16 protein-coding genes are annotated in these 22,561 nt (G+C 34.7%); 14 read left to right on the top strand and 2 right to left on the bottom strand.

Annotated features, from left to right (window positions below; translation table 11 throughout):
* Positions 1-44: 44 nt before the first annotated feature.
* The 7 genes from rsmA to IPN31_02685 all read left to right on the top strand — a co-directional run bounded on the left by rsmA (position 45) and on the right by IPN31_02685 (position 11,496).
* On the top strand, positions 45-821 hold the full coding sequence (gene rsmA, locus IPN31_02715; GenBank protein MBK8680818.1) for a ribosomal RNA small subunit methyltransferase A: 777 nt from the start codon (positions 45-47) through the stop codon (positions 819-821).
* On the top strand, positions 814-1,746 hold the full coding sequence (locus IPN31_02710) for a phosphoglycerate dehydrogenase (GenBank protein ID MBK8680817.1): 933 nt from the start codon (positions 814-816) through the stop codon (positions 1,744-1,746). The genes rsmA and IPN31_02710 overlap by 8 nt, the downstream gene beginning before the upstream one ends.
* Positions 1,747-1,873: 127 nt before the next feature.
* Positions 1,874-5,596 (top strand): carboxypeptidase regulatory-like domain-containing protein, encoded by a 3,723-nt coding sequence (locus IPN31_02705; GenBank protein ID MBK8680816.1) that lies wholly within the window; start codon positions 1,874-1,876, stop codon positions 5,594-5,596.
* Positions 5,597-5,620: 24 nt separating this feature from the next.
* A complete protein-coding gene (locus IPN31_02700; protein MBK8680815.1) occupies positions 5,621-9,469 on the top strand; it encodes a hypothetical protein in 3,849 nt (1,282 codons plus the stop codon).
* An 11-nt stretch (positions 9,470-9,480) separates the two neighbouring features.
* Positions 9,481-10,551 carry a PorV/PorQ family protein gene (locus tag IPN31_02695; GenBank protein ID MBK8680814.1) on the top strand — a complete coding sequence of 357 codons (1,071 nt, stop codon included), beginning with the start codon at positions 9,481-9,483 and terminating at the stop codon, positions 10,549-10,551.
* A 76-nt stretch (positions 10,552-10,627) separates the two neighbouring features.
* On the top strand, positions 10,628-11,101 hold the full coding sequence (greA, locus tag IPN31_02690; GenBank protein MBK8680813.1) for a transcription elongation factor GreA: 474 nt from the start codon (positions 10,628-10,630) through the stop codon (positions 11,099-11,101).
* Between the two features lie 2 nt (positions 11,102-11,103).
* Positions 11,104-11,496 carry an HIT family protein gene (locus IPN31_02685; protein MBK8680812.1) on the top strand — a complete coding sequence of 131 codons (393 nt, stop codon included), beginning with the start codon at positions 11,104-11,106 and terminating at the stop codon, positions 11,494-11,496.
* A gap of 3 nt (positions 11,497-11,499) precedes the next feature.
* On the opposite strand, the gene ruvC is transcribed toward IPN31_02685, so the two are convergent.
* On the bottom strand, positions 11,500-12,078 hold the full coding sequence (gene ruvC / locus IPN31_02680) for a crossover junction endodeoxyribonuclease RuvC (protein ID MBK8680811.1): 579 nt from the start codon (positions 12,076-12,078) through the stop codon (positions 11,500-11,502).
* Positions 12,079-12,095: 17 nt separating this feature from the next.
* Between ruvC and IPN31_02675 the strand changes: the two genes are divergently transcribed.
* From IPN31_02675 to IPN31_02665, 3 genes are read left to right on the top strand one after another with little or no spacing between them, the layout of a single operon-like run.
* Complete coding sequence (locus tag IPN31_02675) at positions 12,096-13,079, top strand: flippase-like domain-containing protein (protein MBK8680810.1); 984 nt, start codon at positions 12,096-12,098, stop codon at positions 13,077-13,079.
* Positions 13,072-13,926: a DUF3108 domain-containing protein gene (locus IPN31_02670; protein ID MBK8680809.1), complete on the top strand. Its 855-nt coding sequence runs from the start codon at positions 13,072-13,074 to the stop codon at positions 13,924-13,926. The genes IPN31_02675 and IPN31_02670 overlap by 8 nt, the downstream gene beginning before the upstream one ends.
* Before the next feature lie 14 nt (positions 13,927-13,940).
* Positions 13,941-14,222, top strand: a complete 282-nt coding sequence (locus IPN31_02665; GenBank protein ID MBK8680808.1) for a rhodanese-like domain-containing protein — start codon at positions 13,941-13,943, stop codon at positions 14,220-14,222.
* Here the strand turns inward: IPN31_02665 and IPN31_02660 are convergent.
* Positions 14,219-15,115, bottom strand: coding sequence for an LD-carboxypeptidase (locus tag IPN31_02660; protein MBK8680807.1), 897 nt, complete (start codon positions 15,113-15,115; stop codon positions 14,219-14,221). The two genes, IPN31_02665 and IPN31_02660, sit on opposite strands and share 4 nt — an antisense overlap.
* A gap of 41 nt (positions 15,116-15,156) precedes the next feature.
* Here IPN31_02660 and metG point away from each other — a divergent pair, with 41 nt between their 5' ends.
* The 4 genes from metG (at position 15,157) to IPN31_02640 (ending at position 22,560) form a co-directional block, all read left to right on the top strand.
* Positions 15,157-17,229, top strand: coding sequence for a methionine--tRNA ligase (gene metG, locus IPN31_02655; GenBank protein MBK8680806.1), 2,073 nt, complete (start codon positions 15,157-15,159; stop codon positions 17,227-17,229).
* A gap of 238 nt (positions 17,230-17,467) precedes the next feature.
* Entirely contained in the window at positions 17,468-19,903 is a 2,436-nt protein-coding gene (locus tag IPN31_02650; protein ID MBK8680805.1) for an SLBB domain-containing protein, read from the top strand.
* Between the two features lie 22 nt (positions 19,904-19,925).
* Positions 19,926-21,068, top strand: coding sequence for a hypothetical protein (locus IPN31_02645; GenBank protein MBK8680804.1), 1,143 nt, complete (start codon positions 19,926-19,928; stop codon positions 21,066-21,068).
* 28 nt (positions 21,069-21,096) lie between these two features.
* A complete protein-coding gene (locus tag IPN31_02640; protein ID MBK8680803.1) occupies positions 21,097-22,560 on the top strand; it encodes an MBOAT family protein in 1,464 nt (487 codons plus the stop codon).
* The last annotated feature ends 1 nt before the right edge of the window (position 22,561 follow it).

The raw sequence follows: 22,561 nt of genomic DNA, 5'->3' as shown, positions 1-22,561 counted from the left end.
TATCAGCAAAAATAAGCACTTTCGTTGCAACACATCCTTTTAACTTGAATCGCTTTAAAACGAAAAAATCACTCGGTCAACATTTTTTAAATGATGATCAAATTGCTTTGCAAATCGTAGAAGCTTTGCAACCTGTTTTGACAGATGGAAAAGTTATTGAAATTGGCCCAGGCTTAGGTGTGCTAACAAAGTTTCTTATAAAAAAATATCCCGATCAATTTTATATTTCTGAAATTGATGACCGTATTTTAAAGCTTGCTTCTACACAATGGCAATTGGAACAAAATAAAATATTAGCAGGAGATTTTTTAAGGCTTGATTTATATACATTGAGATCAAAAAATATTTATTTAATAGGAAATTTCCCTTACAATATTTCATCTCAAATTGTTTTTCATCTTCTCAAATATAAGGATGTTGTTGTATTGGCTGTGGGCATGTTTCAAAGGGAAATGGCAAAGCGCATTACTGCAAAACATGGCAATAAAGATTATGGGGTGATATGTGTTTTAACCCAGGCGTATTATACCACCGAATATCTTTTTGAAGTAACTCCCGATAAATTTTCTCCCCCACCCAAAGTGCATTCTGCTGTTATAAGATTGCAACGAAAAAATCAAACTGAGATGTGGAATGAATCTCTTTTACGAACGATTGTAAAAACAGCATTTAATCAGCGCCGAAAAAAATTGAGTAATGCATTAGCAAGCGTAGAAGGTGCTCTTGAAATATTGAAAAAACATGATTGGGAACATTTACGGGCAGAGCAACTGAGTGTGGAAGATTATATTCAGTTCACTTTAGAATTACAGCATGAGTAAAGTTTTAATTACGGATGATGTGCATCCTATAATGATTGAAGAGTTTCAATCAATAAATTTTGAAGTAGATTATTTTCCAAGCATTACTTATGATCAAACTGAAAAAATAATTGCAGATTATTCAGGTATAATCGTAAATACAAAAATCAGGGTAGATAAAAATCTGATAGATTGCGGACAACAATTAAAATTTATTGGTCGTGTTGGTTCAGGCATGGAGCATATTGATATTACATATGCTAAAGAAAGAAATATAGGAGTATTCAGTTCGCCTGAAGGGAATGCAAATGCAGTGGCTGAACATGCTTTGGGGATGTTGCTTTGTTTATTGAATAATATTAGTAGAGCGGATGCAGAAATAAGAAATGGTATTTGGAAAAGAGAAGAAAACAGAGGTGTAGAAATATCTGGGAAAACTATAGGTATCATAGGTTTTGGCTATACAGGAAGTGCATTTGCAAAAAAACTAAGTGGATTCGAATGTAATATTCTTGCTTTTGATAAATATAAATCTGGTTTTGGGAATACTTATGTAAAGGAAGTGGATTATAATATGATAATTGAGCAATCAGATATTTTAAGTTTTCACTTGCCGCTGAATGTTGAAACTAAATTTATGATGAATAGGGAAATGATTGATTTAGCTGCAAAACCATTTTATCTGATTAATACTTCAAGAGGGGGAGTAATAAAAACTAGTGAAATGATACATGGACTCAACTCAGGAAAGATTTTGGGAGCGGCACTGGATGTGTTTGAAAATGAGAGATATTATGTGTTAAATACTGAAGAAAAAAAAGTATTTGATACGTTATCAAGCATGAGCAACGTGTTGATGACTCCGCATATTGCAGGCTGGACTTTTGAGTCAAAAGTTAAATTAACTAAAATTTTAATGGAGAAAATTCGATTTTTTTTAAAATAATTTTCTGACAAAGTCCTTATTTTATTATGACTGCGGGCTGACTGGAGTTTTTTTTCAAGTTGGTATTTTTGTTTATAAATATTTATATATTTTTACGGCATCTTAACAATTTTTAAAACTTCGGTGTATGAATAAATTCTTATACGTATTTACTCTACTAATATTTGTTGCAACTACGGCCTTTGCTCAAAACGGTGAAATACAAGGAAAGGTACTTGATCCAAAGGGTGAAGGAATTCCATTTGCGAATGTGGCTGTTTTTAAGAATGGCGTATTGGAAACAGGTGCTGTTACTGATTTTGACGGGAATTATTCTATTCCGGGCTTAAGTCCGGGTACTTATGATGTGGAAGCTTCCTATCAAGGTAATAAATATCGAGTAACCAATATCGTGGTTTCTTCAGGTATTGTTTTTCTTAAAGATATAATCCTAAATGAGGGAACAACACTTGATGAAATAGTGATCCAATATGAAGCACCTTTAGTAGATAAAGGAAATACTTCTACAGGAGGCGTTGTAACAAAGGAGGATATACAACAAATTGCTACCAGGAATGTAACTTCTATTGCTGCCACAAAAGAAGGTGTTTATCAAAGTGATGAAGGTGGTGGCTTAAGCATTAAGGGTTCCAGAGGTGATGCAACTGAATATGTTATTGACGGTGTAAGGGTATCAGGCTCTTTAAAATTACCACAGGATGCTATTGAACAATTACAAGTAATTACCGGTGGTGTAGATCCAAAGTACGGAGACGCCACTGGTGGATTTATTGCAATTACAACTAGAGGACCTTCCAAAGTTTATAATGGTAGTGCTGAAGTAGCTACATCTACATTTTTAGACCCTTATAATTATAATCTTGCTTCTGTATTTCTTACTGGTCCTATCATTACCCAAAACAAGGGAAAGGATAATGAAGTAGCCAAGTTCGGATTTTTTATAGCTGCAGAAGGCGAATGGGAAAAAGACTCAGACCCTTCAGCAATTGGCAATTATAAAATCCAAGACGATATAATGAATGATCTTATTGCAAATCCACTTAAGCCGGCAGTTTCTGGAGCAGGATTTAATAAAAGCTCTGAATTCATAACATTTGATGATATGGAGGATGTTGCATATAAGCAGAATGTGAATTCAGGAGGTATCTCACTCTCCACACGTTTTGATTATAAACTAAGTCAAACAACTAATCTTCAGCTCGGATTGACCTGGAGAGGATTTGATGCAAATAATTATGTAAGAAGTTTTGCGCTTTTTAATTCAGAGAATAATCCTATTTCAGACCAAAATACTTATCGTGGATTTTTGAGATTTACCCAACGTTTTCCTGAAAAGAAAGGAGCAGATGGTGAAAAAGAAAGTATAGTTGGAAATGCATTCTATAATATTCAAGTAGACTATACCAAGTATTATGGAACCACACAAGACGAAACTCATGGTATGAATCCATTTAATTATGGATATGTAGGTGAATTTAATACTTTGAGAGCTCCAGTTTACGGATATGGAGCTGATCCAACAACTGGTCTGAACGGTTGGCTCCTTGCAGGTTATGCCGATACACTTGTTGAATATACTCCGGGAACTCTTAACCCAGAATTAAGCACCTATACTACTCAGTATTACAATGAAAGTTTATTTGATCCACGCAGTTTGTTTGATATTCAATTAGGTGGTGGGTTACTAAATGGAGATGCATATGTACAAGGAACCAATGTGTATGGAATGTGGTGGAATGCAGGGGTGCCTTATAGTAATTATTTCAAGCAAAATAATGATCAATATGGTTTAACCTTTAATGCAGCAATAGATTTGAAGAGCAGGAAGAAATCATCTAACGTTTCTAAGCACTCCATTGAATTTGGATTTGAATTCCAACAACAAGTACAACGTTTATATCAAGTTACTCCAATTGGTTTATGGACCTTATCTCGCCAATTAGCAAATCGCCATATTACAAATTTGGATACCGATAATCCTATTTTAGTAATTGACGGACAAGAATATTCCTATCAGGAATATTTGGATTCAGGTTTGGACTTTGGTGAATTTGATACAATTCGTTACGATAGATTATTTGTGGCGGAAGATCAAACCTATTTTGATCAACAATTAAGAGAGAAATTGAATGAACTGGGATATAATGTGAGTGATCAGGATTATCTTAATATTGATAATCTTCCAGTTGATGTGTTTTCTTTAGACTTGTTTAGTGCAGATGAATTATTAAATAATGGTAATGCATTTGTTTTTTACAATGGTTATGATATTCTTGGAAACAGATTAACAACTCAACCTTCTTTTAATGATTTCTGGACTGCCGAAAACGAAGATGGAATTAAGACTAGACCAATTGGTGCTTTCCGTCCGGTTTATACAGCAGGTTATATTCAAGATCGCTTCAATTTTAACGATATCATTTTCCGTGTGGGAGTTCGTGTTGACAGATATGATGCAAACCGCAGTGTGTTAAAAGATAAATATTCATTATATGAAATTTATTCTGTAAATGAAGTGGATCCCGCTTTAAATCCAAATGGTGCGCATCCTGGAAATATTGGAAGTGATTATGCAGTCTATGTAGATGATTATAATAATCCTACTCAAATTTTAGGATATCGGGATGAGGATACTTGGTATAATTCAAGTGGAGAGGAAATTACAGATCCAAGAACTATTGCTTTGAGTTCATCTACTGGTACAATTACTCCTTATCTGGTGGATCCATCTACAGATATAAAGAGTGAGAATTTTGATCCAAGTACCTCTTTTGAAGATTATAAACCTCAAGTTTCAGTTATGCCGAGAATTGCATTCTCTTTCCCTATATCAAAAGAAACGAATAGAGAAGCCTTGTTCTTCGCCCATTATGATATATTAACACAAAGACCACCTACCGGAACCTCTGCTACCGCTTATGATTATTATTACTTTCAGGAAAATGTAAATAATGTATTCGATAATCCGGATTTAAAACCAGAGAAAACTATTGATTATCAAATTGGCTTCCAACAGCAATTAAATGAATCATCCGTTCTGAAAATCTCAGCTTTTTATAGAGAACTCAGAGATATGGTTCAAATTATCAGCGTACCTTATGCCGTACCAGTTCAATATACTACCTATGGTAATATAGATTTTGGAACAGTTAAAGGTATTTCCATTGCATATGATATTGCACGCAGGACGAGAAATTTAAAAATATCTACCAGCTATACCTTACAATTTGCAGATGGAACAGGTTCAAGTGCAACATCACAACTTAATCTTGTGGGTTCCGGTCAACCAAACCTTAGAGCAATAATTCCTTTAAACTATGATTCACGTCATAATATTAAAGTGGTAATGGATTATCGTTTTGATAATCCAATGGGAGGTCAGCCAACTTGGATGAATAATATTGGATTAAACATGACATTCAATGCTCGTTCTGGTGAACCATACACTCGTCAAAGCAATCCAACAGCTACTCAATTTGGTGATGATCGAAATACAAACCTTGATGGAACAGTAAATGGATCTAGATTGCCATGGCATTTTCGTGCAGATATGAAATTAGATAAATCTTGGGGTTTTTCAGTGGGTAAAGAATCAAAAGAACGCATGGTTAACATGAATGTGTATTTATGGATTCAGAATTTGTTTAACACAGAAAATATCTTAGCGGTTTATGGATATACCGGAAATCCATTAGATGATGGATATTTGAGTTCTGCTTATGGTGCTGAAACCATTGAAGGTCAGGTGAATGCTGCGTCATTTACTGATTTATATACAGCAAGAATGCAAAATCCTGATAATTATAGCATTCCTAGAAGAATTAGGATTGGGTTATCATTTGATTTTTAAAAAAATAGTTTAAAGCAATTATATATGTTGAACAAAAAAATAATTTTCACTTCTATTTTACTGGCAACTGTAGTTTTTACATCGCAAGCAAAAGAGAACATAGGTATTTCAGGAAGAAATGCTCAAAACTATGGCAGGCTATCCGCAGCATGTAATGATGCCACCGCTCAAATTGAGTTAGACATTAATAATGTACGGGCTCGTTTATTGGGTGCAGGTGACTTTTGGTGGAATTTAACTGATGGTAAATATGTGGTACCTAAGGTATACCCTCCTGATATTGAAGTGAGTTCCACCTTTGCCGGCGCACTTTGGATTGGTGGTATTGACGCCGGAGGGCAATTGAAAATTGCTGCTCAAACCTATCGGCAGAACGGTAATGATTTTTGGCCTGGGCCTTTGAATAACTTAGGTACTGTAGATGATGTGGTGTGTAATGCCTACGACAGACATTGGAAAGTAAATGCCAGTTTGATTGATAGCTTTATAAATCTTGGAGGTTCTGATGCGACACCTCTTACATTTTCACCTACATTTAGAGTAATTTGGGAATGGCCAGCCCTTGGCAATGCTAATGCCAAAGGTAAATCTGCTACCGATGTTTTGGTGATTAATAAACCACTTGCTCCATTTGTTGATTTAAATTTTAATGGGCAGTATGAACCAAACTTTGGTGAATATCCCGATGTAGATGGAGATCAGGCAATCTTCTGGGTTTATAATGATAAGGGAAATATCCATACAGAATCCGGTGGAGATGCTATTGGTGTTGAAATTCAAGCAACTGCATTTGCATTCAGTACTAATGATGAGATTAACGACATGACCTTTTACAGATATAATGTAATTAATTATGCTACTTCGGCTCTTGATTCAGTGTTCATGGGTTATTGGGTTGATTCTGATTTAGGATATGCTTGGGATGACTGGGTAGGTTGTGATACAGCTCTTTCTTTAGGTCTTACATATAATGGCGATGCCGTTGATGGACCTGACTTAGCAGCATACGGTGCCAACCCTCCTTTATTTGGTACAGACTTTTTTCAGGGACCCATAAAATATACCTATGATGGCGGATCTATTTCGGATAGTGTTCGTTTGGGTATGGCAGGTTTCCTTTATTATAATAATGACTGGTCAACAATAGGAAACCCTGAAGTGGCAGCCCATTATTATGGATATCTTTCAGGAAGCTGGAAAGATGGTTCTCCATTTACCTATGGTGGTAATGGCTACGGTGGCACAGAGTCAAATGCATTTATGTTCCCTAGTGATCCAGGCGATCCTTTAGGATGGAGCGAGTGTACTGAGGGTAATCCACCGGCTGACAGAAGATTTATTATTTCCTCTGGTCCATTTAGATTGGAACCGGGCGCTACAAATGAAATTGTGATTGGTGCACTATGGGTGAGACCTCCAATTTCCGGAGGATGTCAAACTACATTCGATGCAATATCCCTTGCTGATCAAAAAGCTCAAGCATTATTTGATAATGATTTTGAATTAATCAGTGGTCCTGATGCACCGGATATGTCGATAAGAGAATTGGACAAGGAATTAATTCTTTCAATTACCAACGGACAAAATTCAAATAATAAGGGAGAATCTTATGAAGAAACTGATCCAATTATTAAAAGTATAATTGATGAAGATCCTACAATTTCAGACTCTACTTATAATTTTCAGGGGTATAAGATATATCAACTTGTCAATGGTCAAGTTTCTAGTTCAGAATATAATGATCCTGCAAAAGCACGATTGATTTTCCAGTGTGATCTTGAAGATGATGTAGTTAAGCTGGTGAACTTTACATATGATCCTATATTAGGAGCAGATGTCCCCGTATTGCAAGTAGATGGTAATAATGATGGCATCTTTCACACTTTTAGAATAACAGATGATGCATTTGCATCAGGCAATACTAAAATTGTAAATTATAAAAAGTATTATTTTTCAGTAGTGGCTTATGCTTATAACGAATTTAAAGAATATGATCCTGTTGATCCAAATTCTCAGAAGAGACCATATTTGGAAGGAAGAAATAATATAAAATTGTACGTTGGAATTCCACATAAAACCGATCCACAAGCAGGAGGTACAATACTTAATGCACAATATGGTGACGGACCGGACATTACAATGGTAGAAGGTTTAGGTAATGGAGGTAATTTTCTGGAGCTAACAACCACCACCGTAGATGAAATTTTAGCAAATGGCTCTATTGCTATGCCGGTTTACGAAGGTAGACATGCACCAATTGATGTTGCAGTTTATGACCCTGTTAGAGTACCTGCGGCTGATTTTCAGGTAATGTTATATGATTCTTCATTAGCTGCTTCAGGAGCGCCTTCAGGATATGCAATGAATTATGATTCTACCTGGTGGGTAATTACAAATTTAACTTCAGGTGAATCGGTAAAATCTGATTTCCCTATTGGATTTAAAAACGAACAAATTATTCCTGACTGGGGACTTGCTGTAACTATTAAGGGTGTTTATCCACCAGGACCAAACCCAGCAGTTGCAGGAGTTGAATGGGAAGCTAATAATGGTTTAATTGGTTGGAATATCGAATACGAAAATGTAAATATGCCTTGGTTATCAGGTGTTCCAAATGTAAATGGTTCTCCTTTGTTAAATTGGTTAAGATCTGGTGTAGATGAAACAGATATACCAGGAGTAGATGATAATGAAGTTTATGAATCAATTTTCGGTGGTACAATCGGACCTATGGGTCTAACCCGATATAATAATGAATCCACTGGAATATTATACATGCCACTTCGTCAAATTATTGGCTTAACAATCTCCTTACCTCAGCAGAAGTTGAGCAGCTTAAATGGTATTGACATTGTGTTTACAAGTGATAGATCTAAATGGTCTCAATGTATAGTGGTAAATACAGGTGAAGGAACGTTTACAAATTTATATGGAGAAAATAAAATGGATCTCCGTCAGAAACCTTCAATTGATCAATTTGGTAATGAAGTGGCGGGTGAAATTGGTAGGAGTTGGTTCCCTGGATATGCAATAAATGTAGAAACTGGCCAAAGGGTTAATATTTTCTTTGGAGAGGATCCATTTGTGAACGTTGATGGCAACTCAGATGATATGTTATTTAATCCAACTGATAAATATTTTGGAGAAAGTGGATTGGATGTTATATTAGGAGGTAAGCACAATATATATGTTACACGTATTCCTTACGACGGAGGTAAAACCTGGAGGGATTCATTATCCTTTGTAGGAGGAACACCACCTTCAACTACAACTGTGCGTGAAGTCTGGAAAAATGTGGTTTGGATTGGAAGACCAATGGCGGCTCCCGGAGTTTCAATGTTATCTCTTCAAGATGGATTGATTCCAACAGAATCTAAATTGAAAATAAGAGTAACACGCAGATATGTAAATAATGAGGTGAATGGTGAAAACGCTGGGTTCCCTTTATATAATTTCAGTACTAAGAATTTGGCTGCTACTGTTGGGAATACAGCTAAAGCCGAAAGCGCTTTGGATTTAATTAACGTTGTTCCTAATCCATATTATGCTTATTCCAGTTATGAAACCAGTCCTGTTGACTACAGAATAAAAATTACTAATTTACCAAGTAATTGCACCATAAGTATCTTCTCTATGGATGGCACTCTTGTACGGAAATTTTCACGAGCCGTTTCGGGTGAAGTTTCTTCGGGAGGAGTCCTAACGACTAAGTCAGATAATCTGGATACTTCACTTGAATGGGATTTAAAAAATGCAAAAGGTGTGATGGTAGCTAGTGGAGTTTATCTAATTCATATAGATGCCGGAGAACTTGGTGAACGTACTGTTAAATGGTTTGGCGCTATGCGTCCTATTGATCTTGATACCTTCTAAAACTTATATAAATGAGAGGATTTTTAAAAGTAAAAGTTTTTGTTGTGTTACTTGCATTGGCAGGTAAGGTTATAGCCGGTAACCCAGATAGAGCTGGACAATCAGGGGCTTCAGAGATATTGATAAACCCTTGGGCCCAAAGTTCAGGTTGGTATGGCTTAAATGTGGCATCAATTCAAGGATTAGAGTCTATGAATGTGAATGTTGCTGGTCTAACTTTTATCAATAGAACAGATATGACTTTTTCTAGAACAGAATGGTTAGTAGGTTCTGATATTAGCATTAATTCCTTTGGTATTGCACAAAAGGTTGGAGAAGGTGCAATCGGATTATCACTTGTCAATTTTAATCTTGGTGATATCCCGGTTACTACTACAGCCTCACCTGAAGGAACTGGTGCTACGTTTAGACCCAGGTTATCGAATTTTGCGTTATCCTATTCCAGGAAATTTGCAGATTATTTGAGCGGCGGACTTACAATTAGGGGTATTTCTGAAAATATTTCTGATTTAAAGGCATTTGGTGTAGCATTGGATGTTGGTATTCAATATATCACAGGACCTGAAGAACATCCAGAGCAAATGAAAATGGGGGTTACTCTTAAAAATATCGGCAGCCCTATGCGTTATGGTGGCGATGGTATAACTTTTAGAGGTAATGTTCCCGAAGGAACTTATACAGCTACAGTTGGATTCCCTACAGAATATTTTGAATTACCTTCTTCACTCTCTATTGGTTTATCTTATGACTTTTATTTTGGAACAACTAATAGGTTAACTGCTGTTGGTACTTTCATTTCTAATTCATTCAGTAAGGATCAGTTTGGATTAGGATTAGAATATGGATTAAAAGTAAAAAATACCGAAATGTTTTTACTTCGTGCAGGATACAGATATGAAGATGGAATGCTTTCATCAAATGCTGATGAAAGAACAACAGCACATACTGGCTTAGCTGCAGGTGTGACATTCCAAACCGCATTTGCAAACTCTTCTTCTAATATGCTTTCTATAAGCTATTCTTACAGATCTTCTAACCCTTATGATGGTACACATTCATTTGGAATTAGATTAAGTATCTAGTATTTATTTTATTTAATTTTGTTGAAACGTTTCCGCAAGGAGGCGTTTCTTTTTTTTACTAAAAAAGCGAAATACCATGGCTGATATAACATACTTAACTCAAGAAGGATACGACAATTTAGTTGCTGAAATTCAGCAATTAAAGTCCAAAGGCAGAAAAGAGATAACAAAACAAATTAAAGAAGCAAGAGAAAAAGGAGACCTCTCTGAAAATGCCGAATACGACGCTGCAAAAGAAGCTCAAGGATTGATGGAATTAAAGATTGCAAAATTGGATGAACTGCTTGGCAATGCCCGAATTATGGATGAATCAAAAATTGATACTTCTAAAGTTGCCGTGCTTACCAAAGTTAAAGTACTCCATACTAAAATGAATAAAGAAATCCAATATAAGCTTGTAGCTGAAAAAGAAGCTGATTTTAAAGCGAATAAAATCTCTGTAACATCTCCAATTGGAAAGGGATTATTAGGACACGTAATAGGAGATGTTGTTACAATTACAATTCCGGCAGGTGAACTTGAATTAAAAATTCTGGATATAACTATTTAAACATGTCAAGTATTTTCAGTAAAATTATTGCAGGCGAAATTCCGGGATTTAAAATATTGGAAGATGAGAATTTTTATGCCTTCCTTGATATTATGCCATTGGCTTCGGGGCATACACTAGTGGTTCCCAAAATAGAAATGGATTATATATTTGATTTAGATAATCAATTACTCAGTGCAGCATTACCATTTGCTAAAAAGGTAGCCTCAGCCATGGAAAGAGCAATTCCTTGTCAGCGTATTGGTATTGCAGTAATAGGTTTAGAAGTGCCACATGCGCACATTCATCTTATTCCTTTACAAACCATGGATGATATAAATTTCAGTAAACCAAAATTGAAAATGACTCAACAAGAACTCACCAATATTGCAGAAAAAATAAAATCCTTTTTGTAAAAATTAGCCTTGGATTTTATCAGGATTTGATTTAATAAATTCTGTCCAGGAATTTCCTTTTTTGTGTTTTGTAATCTTCGTTGTTTGAATAACCCTATTACTGTAATGGTGGCAAGCAGCGGCAGCTAGTGCATCTGATTCATCCATATATTTTGGAATAGATTCTAATGCAAAAATACTTTTTAGCATTAATGCTACTTGTTCTTTAGATGCATTTCCTTTTCCGGTAATTGCTTGTTTTATGCGTCTTGGACTATATTCAATTATTTCCATGTCAAAATGTGCTGCAACAAGTATTGCTGCACCTTGAGCCCGACCAAGTTTTAGCATGGATTGTACATTCTTACCAAAAAATGGTGATTCAATTGCAAGTACTGTAGGATTGTAAGCTTCAATAATAGAATGTAGTCTATCATAAATAAGACGCAACTTTTGAAAATGATCTTCTGTCTTCTTCAAATCAAGAACTCCGTTTATGAGAATATTCATAGTATTTTTATCACTGTGAATTACACTATAACCTAACAAGTTGGTCCCGGGATCCACGCCCATTATCACTTGTTTTGTATTAATTGTCGTCATTTTAATTCAATCATATTTTGAAATTATTTAAAGGAAAAAATCAAGTTTATTCTATTCTAATAAAGGTAGCCATTCTTGGGCTGTTGATTTTTGCGCTTTATAAACAATTGATAGGAAATAGTGATGTAAAATCTGCACTGCAACTTATGTTGGAAAGTATTAATTCAAACGATTTCTTACTATTATTTTCTGTAACAATTTTAATGCTTTTAAATTGGGGAGTGGAATCTTATAAATGGAAAAATATTATTTCAAAAATTTATAACATACCATTTATACAGGCTTTTAAAGCTGTGTGGACTGGTGTTACCTTAGGATTATTCACACCAAATAGAATAGGGGAATATGGAGGTCGTATATTGTATTTGCCTATGCGCCATCGTATCAGCAGTATTATTGCAACTTTAATTGGCAGCTTCGGACAGATTGTAGTAACATCAACGATAGGTATAATCACGCTAATTATTTTTTTGTTGACACAAACAATTTTTGATACATACATAACCTGGATGCTAATTGGTATTTGTATAGTACTTGACATTGTTTTCTTCGCAGCCTACTTTAATTTGCACATCTTTATTGAGGTCTTTAAACGTAAAAAATTTTTCAGTAGGATATTACCATATATCACTATAATTGGTAGTTATCACAATCAAGATTTATGGAGATATCTCGGCTTATCCGCAATTCGTTACTCAGTCTTTACGGCACAGTATTTGGCTTTCCTCAAATTATTCGGAGTTCATTTAAATGTAGGAGAAGGTGTGTTAGTTATAGGTCTGATATTTTTAGCACAAACAATTATACCGAGCTTTGCTATTGCGGAATTATTTACGAGAGGGAATATTGCGGTATATTTTTGTGGCTTTTATTCAGAAAATACAGTTGGTGTTTTTGCAGCCTCTACCTGTTTATGGTTATTGAATTTGATAATACCGGCAATACTGGGATATACTTTTATAATCAAAAAAAATTTTTTAAAACAAACTGGAAATGAATAGAAAAAAAATACTTGCTTTCATCACAATTGTTGCTTTTGCTACAGTAGGTATTTCTGCATTAGATACATCTATTGTTCAGCAAGATGATTCAAATAATTGTTCTATCGAAACTACTTCATTTCAATCCGGTGAATCATTAACTTACAAAGTGTTTTATAATGCAGGCCCAATGTGGATTGGAGCTGGTGAAGTTTATTTTAAATTACAAGATGCGAATTTGAATAATAAGAAAATGTATCATGCTATAATGGAAGCGGTTTCTTATGGTTCGTTCGATTGGTTTTTTAAAGTGCGGGATAAAATGGAAACTTGGATGCAGCCAGAATCTTTAAAAAGTGAAAAATTTTTGAGAGATATAAATGAAGGAGGTTATTCTTTTTTTAGATCTTATGAATGGAACCGTCAAACAAATACTATTATATCTTTTGAAGACAGGAAAAATGGTAAGACAAATACAAAAACAATTAAAAATGTGGAGCCTTGTGCTGTTGACTTACTGTCTTCTTTTTATTGGGCACGCACTTTAAATTTTGACCTTTATAAACCCGGAGATAAAATTCCGGTAACGATGGCTGTGGATGATACAGTATATAATTTATATATACGATATGAAGGCAAGGAGCAATATAAAACCAAACTAGGAACTTTTAATTGCATGAAAGTAAAACCACTATTAGTAGAAGGAGATATTTTTAAGAAAGGAGAGGGTATGACAATTTGGTTTACCGATGATGCCAATCGTATTCCGGTGCGTATCGAATCTGAATTATCAGTTGGTAGAATAACCTGCGATTTAAAATCGTATGCAGGTACAAAATATCCTTTCACAAGCAAAGTTTCAAAATAGAATTTAGTTATTAAATGTTTCAATTATCAATTGCAGAATTCGAAAAATGGAAAACAGAAAATAGGAAATTTTTTTTAGTGGATGTTCGGGAAGAAGAAGAGCATGAAAAAAAAAATATTGGTGGGGTTTTAATTCCACTTGGTGAAATAGTTTTAGAAAAAAATAAAATCCCAAAAGATATTCCCGTGATATTTTATTGCAGGAAGGGGATTCGAAGTCAACTTGCAATCCAACGGTTAAAGCAAATGGAACAATACACAAATCTCTATAATCTTACAGGTGGAATTGGCGATTAAATATATTGCATCGTTGAGCCAGACTTATCAGAAATTAATTTAATTTTTTTACCCAAAATCATTGCCCTATTTATTTTGGAATGTCCTGCAGGAAAATTAAATACCACCGGATATTTATATTCTTTTACGTGTTCTAAAATAATTTCATTTACCGACAACCCAAAGGATACTTTGTTGTCTTTCATTTGTGTAAAACCACCTACAACTAATCCTTTTAAATGTTGAAGTTTACCCGCAAGTTTTAAACTTATCAGCATTCTGTCCACATGATACAGATATTCATCCACTTCTTCAATAAATAGTATTTTACCTGCTGAGTTAAAGCCAAATCGTGTTCCAAGCAAGCTATAGAGTATAGATAAATTTCCACCAATTATTTCCCCCTCTGCAATTCCATGTATGTTAAATTCTGAGGTATCACAGAAATAATTGGGAAGAATACCACTTAAAATATCAAAGAGTGAATCAATAGAAATTTTATCAGTAGTTGGGAAATTAAAAGGCATGGCACTATGCACCGTTGGCACAGCAAGTTTATCATTTATATGAGAGTGTAGTAGAGTGATATCGCTAAAGCCGCATAACCATTTGGGATGTAATAAAAATTTGCTGAAATCAATTTTATCCAAAATTCTTATTGTTCCATATCCACCACGGGCAAATAGAATCGCTTTAATATCGGGATTATCTAAAAATTTTTGAAATTCCTGAGCACGCATTAAATCATCTCCCGCAAATACTAAATAGTTTGCATCAATCGTATTGCCTATAATTGGTATATAATTATGTTCTTTTATTTTTTTTACAGCAACTTCAATCTCAGAAAAAGAAATTAATCTCGCTGTACTAATTATTGCAACTTTATCTCCTGCTTGTAACGGAGGAATATGCATAAGTGAATCGTTTTTGCTTTTGTAAATTTGCCACTCATTTTATGACACAACCACAAAGATACCTTATCACTTCCGCCCTTCCTTATGCAAATGGTCCTTTACATGTTGGGCATATTGCAGGCGCATATTTACCTGCAGATATTTATGTGAGATATTTGCGCCGAAGAAAGCAAGATGTGGTTTTTGTTTGTGGCAGCGATGAACATGGGGTTGCAATTACTATTCAGGCAAAAAAAGAAGGGATCACTCCAAAAGAAATTATTGATAAATATCATACAATAAATAAAAAAGCATTCGAAGATTTAGGAATCAGTTTCGATATCTATCATCGTACTTCTTCTGAATTGCATCATCAAACATCTTCTGATTTTTTTCTTGAATTATATAACAAAGGTGTATTCGAAGAAAAAGAAAGTGAACAGTATTACGACGAAAAATTTCACCAGTTTTTAGCCGACAGATATATTCAGGGAACCTGTCCGAATTGTGCTAACCCAAATGCGTATGGTGATCAATGCGAGAAATGCGGTACCTCTTTAAATGCAGATGATCTAATTAATCCTGTCTCTACTTTAAGTGGTGAGAAACCATCGAAAAAGAAAACCAAACATTGGTATTTGCCTTTAAATAATTATCAGCAGTGGTTAACAGACTGGATTGTACAGGGTGAAGGCAGAAAAGAAGAATGGAAGCGCAATGTGTTAGGCCAATGTAAATCCTGGCTGGATGATGGATTACATCCTCGTCCTATTACAAGAGATTTGGATTGGGGTGTGAAAGTACCGTTGCCCGGAGCAGATGGAAAAGTATTATATGTTTGGTTAGATGCGCCTATCGGTTATATAAGTGCCACCAAGCAATGGGCAAAAGATCATAATAAAAATTGGGAGCCATACTGGAAAGATGAAACCACTAAGCTGGTACATTTTATCGGTAAGGATAACATCGTTTTTCATTGTTTAATATTTCCGGTAATACTAAAATCACATGGGGGATTTATATTACCTACTAATGTGCCGGCAAATGAATTTATGAATTTGGAAGGTGATAAGATGAGTACTTCCCGAAACTGGTCAGTACAAGTGCATACTTTTTTAAATGATAATCCCGGTAAAGAAGATGTATTGCGATATGTTTTAAGTAGTAATCTTCCGGAAACAAAAGACAGTGAATTTTCATGGAAAGATTATCAAGCCAAGAATAATAATGAATTGGTTGCAATACTTGGCAATTTCATTAACCGAGTGTTAGTACTTACGCATAAATTTTTTGATGGGAAAGTGCCGGAGATTAATAAAGAATTTTTGCAAGAAGAATATATTCAGAATTACTATTCTACAATAAATAGATTAATCGAAAAGAATTATAAACCCGCTATAGAATCCTATAGATTTCGTGATGCAATGGCGGCAATGATGGATGTGGTGCGTACAGGAAATAAATTGCTTACGGATTATGAACCGTGGAAAATATTTAAACAGGATCCTGATACCTGCGCTGGTGTGTTGCGAATATGTCTTGAATCTTTAATTGATATTGCGGTGTTATGCGAGCCATTTCTTCCGTTTACCGCTACAAAAATTTATAACACTTTATCCGTAAACGAAGAGTCACTTTCTTTTCAGTTTAATAATATTCAATTAGTAACCGGAAATAGAGTTAGTGAACCTGTTCATTTTTTTAATAAAATTGATGAGGCAGAAATTATTGCTAAAATTGAGGCATTACAAAAGGGGAAAACAACAAGCATAATTTCTGAAGTGATAAAAGAAGAAACGAATTTAAAACCAACAATAGCGTTTGATGATTTTGCAAAACTTGATTTGCGTACCGGTACAATTATTCATGCTGAGGCAATTCCCAAAGCTGATAAACTTTTAAATCTTACCGTTGATCTCGGTTTTGAGAAGTGTACAATCGCTTCTGGCATTGCCAAACATTTTACGCCGGAATCAATAATAGGAGCCAAAGTAGTTGTTCTGGTAAATCTCGCACCTCGCTCAATGCGGGGAGTGGAAAGTAATGGAATGATATTGATGGCTAAAGATAAAGAAGGCAAGCTTTATTTTGTACAAGCTACCGACCTAGACCAAGATGGCGCTATTGTGAGCTGATAACTGATTTACAATTCTTGATAAACGATTTTTTTAATAGTTGTCTCCTCTAATTTTAGGTTATATAATGTTATCTTCTGTTTCATTTTATAAATAAGTTAATTTGTGCAACTAAGCACTTTTTATGAGCGTCTTGAATGGGATTTGAAAAATAAATTAACAAGTTTTTAGTACTAAATTTTATTTTCCATAATAATATGTCATTCCTTTTATCTTTGCACGAAATTTTACGACTACTATGAAGAAATTCTCTTCGATTTCCCTCTTACTTTTAATCCTTGCATTTTCAAACAACATTTTCGGACAAGCGAATACCGGTTTGATTAATACCGATCCTTATAGCACCCAGGGTGCTAGCGGGTTATCACCATCAGCCATAAATCCATCAATGGTTTCAGAAAGTTCATTAAAAGCGATGGGATTTAATGATTCTGAAATCACAGCCATTCTTGCTGCTATGGGTGAATCGAGTACAGCAACAACCGCTACAACTTTTGATCAGATAGGTGATACCCAAGCACAAAATATTGCAGCTGCTACTGAACAACTATCAGATACCACAACTCCTGCTGTGAATGCAACGCAAGCGACGACTATAGACGAAACACCCAATGTTGCCGCTGTAATATATGGACAAGGGATTTTTAGAAATTCCACTATTTCATTATATGAAAGAGTTCCTAACTCAAAACCGAATAATAATTATATAATGGGCCCCGGCGACCAGATTGCAGTTTCTGTTTGGGGTGGCGTTTCTAGTTATAATGAAAACTTTACAGTTAGCGATGATGGATATATTAATCCGTTTGGAGTAGGTAGAATTTATTTACAAGGTTTAACCTATGCAGCTACTAAACAATTATTAAAACAAAAATTCGGTACTTATATAAATCTTAATGGCGCAAATTTCGATGTGTCACTAACGTATTCAAAAACAATTAAAGTGAATATTGTGGGTGAAGTTGTTTCACCGGGTTCTTATAATATCGCTTCTATTAATACGCCATTTAACGCATTAGTTGCAGCAGGTGGACCCAATGATATTGGGTCTATAAGAAATATTTATGTAAAGAGAAATAATCAGGTTGTAAAAACATTGGATGTATATCAGTTTCTTACTAATCCAGGTTACTCAGATGATACTTACTTGCAGGATAACGATTATATAGTAGTGCCGCCTATCGGTCGTGTTGTAGAAGTTGCCGGTGAAGTAAACAGAGCCTTTAAGTATGAATTAATAGAAGGTGAAAATCTTGAACAATTACTCAAATATGCCGGCGGTTTAAAATCAACAGCCTATACCAATATTGTAACTGTTAGCAGATATATAAACAATGAAAATGTAATAGTAGATATTAATTATGATAGCATTAAAGCTTCAGGAGGTGATTTTGTTTTATTTAATGGCGATAAAATAACATTTGTAAAAATTCCCGAAACAGTAGAAAATGTTGTAACAATTATTGGGGCAGTTAAATTTCCGGGTACTTATGAATTAAGTGAAGGGTTGCGTATATCCAACTTAATTGAAAAGGCACAGGGAGTGAAATATGAAGCATATATGAATAAGGCTTATCTAATCAGAAAGGATGAGCAAATGAATTCTGTTTATATCCCTTTCAATTTGCAGGATGTAATGAATAATCCTTCATCAGCGTTCAATTTTGAATTAACAAAATTTGATCAGGTAGAGATTTTTACAAAAGATAAATTCCGTCAAACATTTACAGTTAAAGTTGAAGGTGCTGTAAAAACTCCGGGCGAATTTCCTTACTATGAATCTATGAAATTAAAAGATCTGCTCTACTATGCAGGTGGTTTAAATGTAGATGCTGCGAACAGTAAAATTGAAATTGCCCGCATTCTTAATTTTAATGAAGCTAAAAATGTAAACGAACCAACACGAGTAGTAATTGAAACTATTGATGTGGACAAATCTCTGGAGATGATAGATGGCTCTGAAAATTTTGAACTCCAACCTTATGATATCGTTTTTGTAAGAACAATTCCGGATTTTGAATTTCAGAAAAATGTAACTCTTGAAGGTGAAGTAGTATATCCCGGCGTTTATACCATGCTTTCCAAAACAGAAACTGTGGCAGAAATTATTGCAAGAGCAGGAGGATTTACCAGCTATGCATATCCGGAAGGCGCTACTATAAAAAGAGGTAATGGGAATTTAACGATGTTATTTCTTGATAAAGCAGTTAAAAGTCCAAATTCGAAATTTAATTATATCCTTAAAGAAAATGATATTATTTCAGTACCACGCTTAGGCGAATTAGTTTCCTTGAGTGGCGCTATAGATTTTCCTTTTGAAGATACTATTAAAACTGAAGTTTACGTACCTTTTGATGGCTCAAAATCTGCAAAATTTTATATCAAAAAATACGGACGTAGTTTTCATGATGATGCACGTCGTAGCCGCACTTATGTAGTACAACCTAATGGTTTGGTAAAACGCACGGTGAATATACTTTGGGTTATTCATTTCTATCCAAAAGTAAAAGTGAAAGGATCGGAAGTAGTGGTACCATATAAGCCGAAGAAGATTGAGAAGGTAGAGGATGTTGAAAAGGAACCATTCGACTGGAATGTGTTTGCTACCACTATGAGTGCATCCGTGTTGACATTTGCAACCATTTTTATTCTGGTTGAAAACACCAACCGATAATCATCAGATCATAAACACAGATATGCAATACGACCGTCCATATAATGATGAAATAAATATTGGTGACCTGTTTAAACGGGTGGGCGAATATAGAAAGTACCTGCTGAAAAAATGGTGGGTAATCCTAATATTTGCTATAGTGTTCGGATATCTTTTACGATTTTATGTTGTGTGGCGACCGGAACATTATATTGCACATTCTGATTTTTCTGTGAAAGGTGTTGAAGGTTCCTCAACATCTTCACTTGCATCACTTGCCAGTTCTTTTGGAATTGGAATATCCACTGGGTCTGAATTTACCAATGATTATTTCCTTGGATTAATTCAATCTCGCAGAGTAATAAAAAATGCATTGTTACTAAAGGATACTGTGCAGTTAAAGGGCGAAGCACCACGAGTGGATTATATGGTGAATTTTTATCTGGAAATGTATCCACGTTGGTCCAGCCGAAAAAAAATTAACGACTTTAAAATTATACATGGAGATATTAATGCATTATCCATTTATGAAGATAGTGTATTAAGTGTAATTTATGACGAAATAATAGATGCGGATCTTACTGTTACTTTTAACGAGGAAATAGGATTAAATCAATTAGAATTTTCTTCCTTGAACAGAGATTTTTCCCGAATTATGGCTAATAATCTTGCAAGTGATGCATCTGAATTTTATATCTATTCACAAATAGATAATGAGATTAGTACCGTTTCCTTGATTCAAGATCGTGCAGATTCTGTACGTTTGATGATGCAGGTGAAAGAAGATGCATTAGCCAGATCTCAGGATCAATCTGCATTTACTGTTAAGGCTGCCGGATTATTAAATCAAGGTCGTTTATTAAGAGATATCGAAATTCTTACTCTTGAATATAGCACCATATATACTCAATTAGAATTGGCAAAATTTGATATGCGAAATAAAACGCCGTTGATATCCGTAGTCGATTCTCCTAATATTGCTACCATTAAAGAAAAAGAACAAAAAATTACTTTCTTAATTATAGGAATTATTCTAGGAACGTTTCTAAGTGTCGTATTCCTTTCTATTAGAAAGTATTATAAAGATACTTTAGCGGAAGCCGAAGAAAAACAATTGTTAATTGCAGATTTTGAAAATAAATCTAAAGTAATTTCTAAACCGGATGGCAATGATTTAATTCCGTGAGATAAAATTAAAGTGAGATTAGGCGGGTATGATATTTAATTCATTTCATTTTTTACTTTTTCTTCCCATTGTCGTAGGGTTATACTTTGCCACACCATTTAAATGGAGATGGTTATTCACTCTGCTTGCCAGCTATTATTTCTATATGTGTTGGAAGCCGGAATATGCTTTCCTAATCGTTGTTTCTACATCTATAGATTATTTTACGGGGCTTAAAATGAGCCAGTGCGCTGATAAGAAACAGCGACGGCCATATATGCTCATAAGTCTTTTATCTAATCTTGGGCTTCTTCTTCTCTTTAAATATTTCAACTTCTTTAATGATTCGGCGAGAGGTATTTTCGATCAACTGAATATCTTTTACAATGTTCCGGAGTTTCGGTTATTCTTACCTGTAGGTATTTCATTTTATACTTTTCAAACTTTAAGTTATTCCATTGATATATATCGGGGGACTGCTAAACCGGAAAAACACTTTGGCTATTTTGCACTCTTCGTTTCCTTCTGGCCACAATTAGTTGCAGGTCCTATTGAACGTAGCAACGATTTGATGCCTCAATTAAAAACCAAATTCGATTTTAGTTATTTCAGGGCGAGAGAGGGTTTAATAAGAATTCTTTGGGGCTTCTTTAAAAAAGTAGTAGTTGCCGACAGGTTATCCATATTTGTTCAAGAAGTATATCAGAACCCAGGTGAACATGGCGGCTTTGCAGTGGTAATTGCCACATGGATGTTTGCTTTTCAAGTGTATTGTGATTTTTCTGGTTATTGTGATATTGCAATTGGCTCAGCAAGAATTATGGGCTATAACCTCACTGACAACTTTAAAACTCCATACTTCTCTAAAACAATACGTGAATTTTGGCAACGATGGCATATCACGTTATCATTCTGGATTCGGGATTATTTGTATTTCCCTCTTGGTGGTAGTCGTGTAAACTATAGAAGATTAATGTTTAATACCATGCTTACTTTCACTATTATGGGTTTATGGCATGGTGCAAATTGGACCTTTGTTATGTTCGGTGTCGTCCATGGTGTGCTATTAAGTTTGCGGCGAACGACAGATAAATTTTTTCCTAATTTTAAATTAGATCTCGGGCCTAATCTGAAATGGCTTACTTCATTTTTAGTAATGTTCTGGGTATTTAATCTGACCTGTATTCCCGATATATTCTTTTGCTCAAGAAATGTTTCTGAAGCATTCGTTATTATCGGTAGTATTTTTAATTCTCCTAATACTACGGCATCGCTAATTCACAATAGTGTAGTAGGAAGTGATAGCGTGGTTCAGTTTGCATTAAGTTGGATATTTATTGCCTTATTGCTGGTTGTTGATTTTAAAATGTATATTAAGGGAGATCAAACTATTGAAGATAGAATAACTTCAAAACCTGTAGTAATTCGTTGGAGCTTTTATTTAGGAATGTTATTGTTAATCGGATGGTTTGCTATGGTGAATAATGCAGCATTCATTTATTTTCAGTTTTAAA

This window comes from Bacteroidota bacterium (assembly GCA_016715425.1).
Taxonomy (GTDB): domain Bacteria; phylum Bacteroidota; class Bacteroidia; order Chitinophagales; family BACL12; genus JADKAC01.
This window is presented reverse-complemented; position numbering and strand designations above follow the sequence as displayed.

Coding starts and splice junctions, on each gene's coding strand:
- IPN31_02700 (MBK8680815.1), top strand. CDS start 5,621: ATGTTGAACAAAAAAATAATTTTCACTTCTATTTTACTGGCAACTGTA.
- IPN31_02705 (MBK8680816.1), top strand. CDS start 1,874: ATGAATAAATTCTTATACGTATTTACTCTACTAATATTTGTTGCAACT.
- greA (MBK8680813.1), top strand. CDS start 10,628: ATGGCTGATATAACATACTTAACTCAAGAAGGATACGACAATTTAGTT.
- IPN31_02660 (MBK8680807.1), bottom strand. CDS start 15,115: ATGCATATTCCTCCGTTACAAGCAGGAGATAAAGTTGCAATAATTAGT.
- IPN31_02670 (MBK8680809.1), top strand. CDS start 13,072: ATGAATAGAAAAAAAATACTTGCTTTCATCACAATTGTTGCTTTTGCT.
- IPN31_02640 (MBK8680803.1), top strand. CDS start 21,097: ATGATATTTAATTCATTTCATTTTTTACTTTTTCTTCCCATTGTCGTA.
- metG (MBK8680806.1), top strand. CDS start 15,157: ATGACACAACCACAAAGATACCTTATCACTTCCGCCCTTCCTTATGCA.
- IPN31_02645 (MBK8680804.1), top strand. CDS start 19,926: ATGCAATACGACCGTCCATATAATGATGAAATAAATATTGGTGACCTG.
- IPN31_02650 (MBK8680805.1), top strand. CDS start 17,468: ATGAAGAAATTCTCTTCGATTTCCCTCTTACTTTTAATCCTTGCATTT.
- IPN31_02665 (MBK8680808.1), top strand. CDS start 13,941: ATGTTTCAATTATCAATTGCAGAATTCGAAAAATGGAAAACAGAAAAT.
- IPN31_02695 (MBK8680814.1), top strand. CDS start 9,481: ATGAGAGGATTTTTAAAAGTAAAAGTTTTTGTTGTGTTACTTGCATTG.
- IPN31_02685 (MBK8680812.1), top strand. CDS start 11,104: ATGTCAAGTATTTTCAGTAAAATTATTGCAGGCGAAATTCCGGGATTT.
- IPN31_02710 (MBK8680817.1), top strand. CDS start 814: ATGAGTAAAGTTTTAATTACGGATGATGTGCATCCTATAATGATTGAA.
- ruvC (MBK8680811.1), bottom strand. CDS start 12,078: ATGACGACAATTAATACAAAACAAGTGATAATGGGCGTGGATCCCGGG.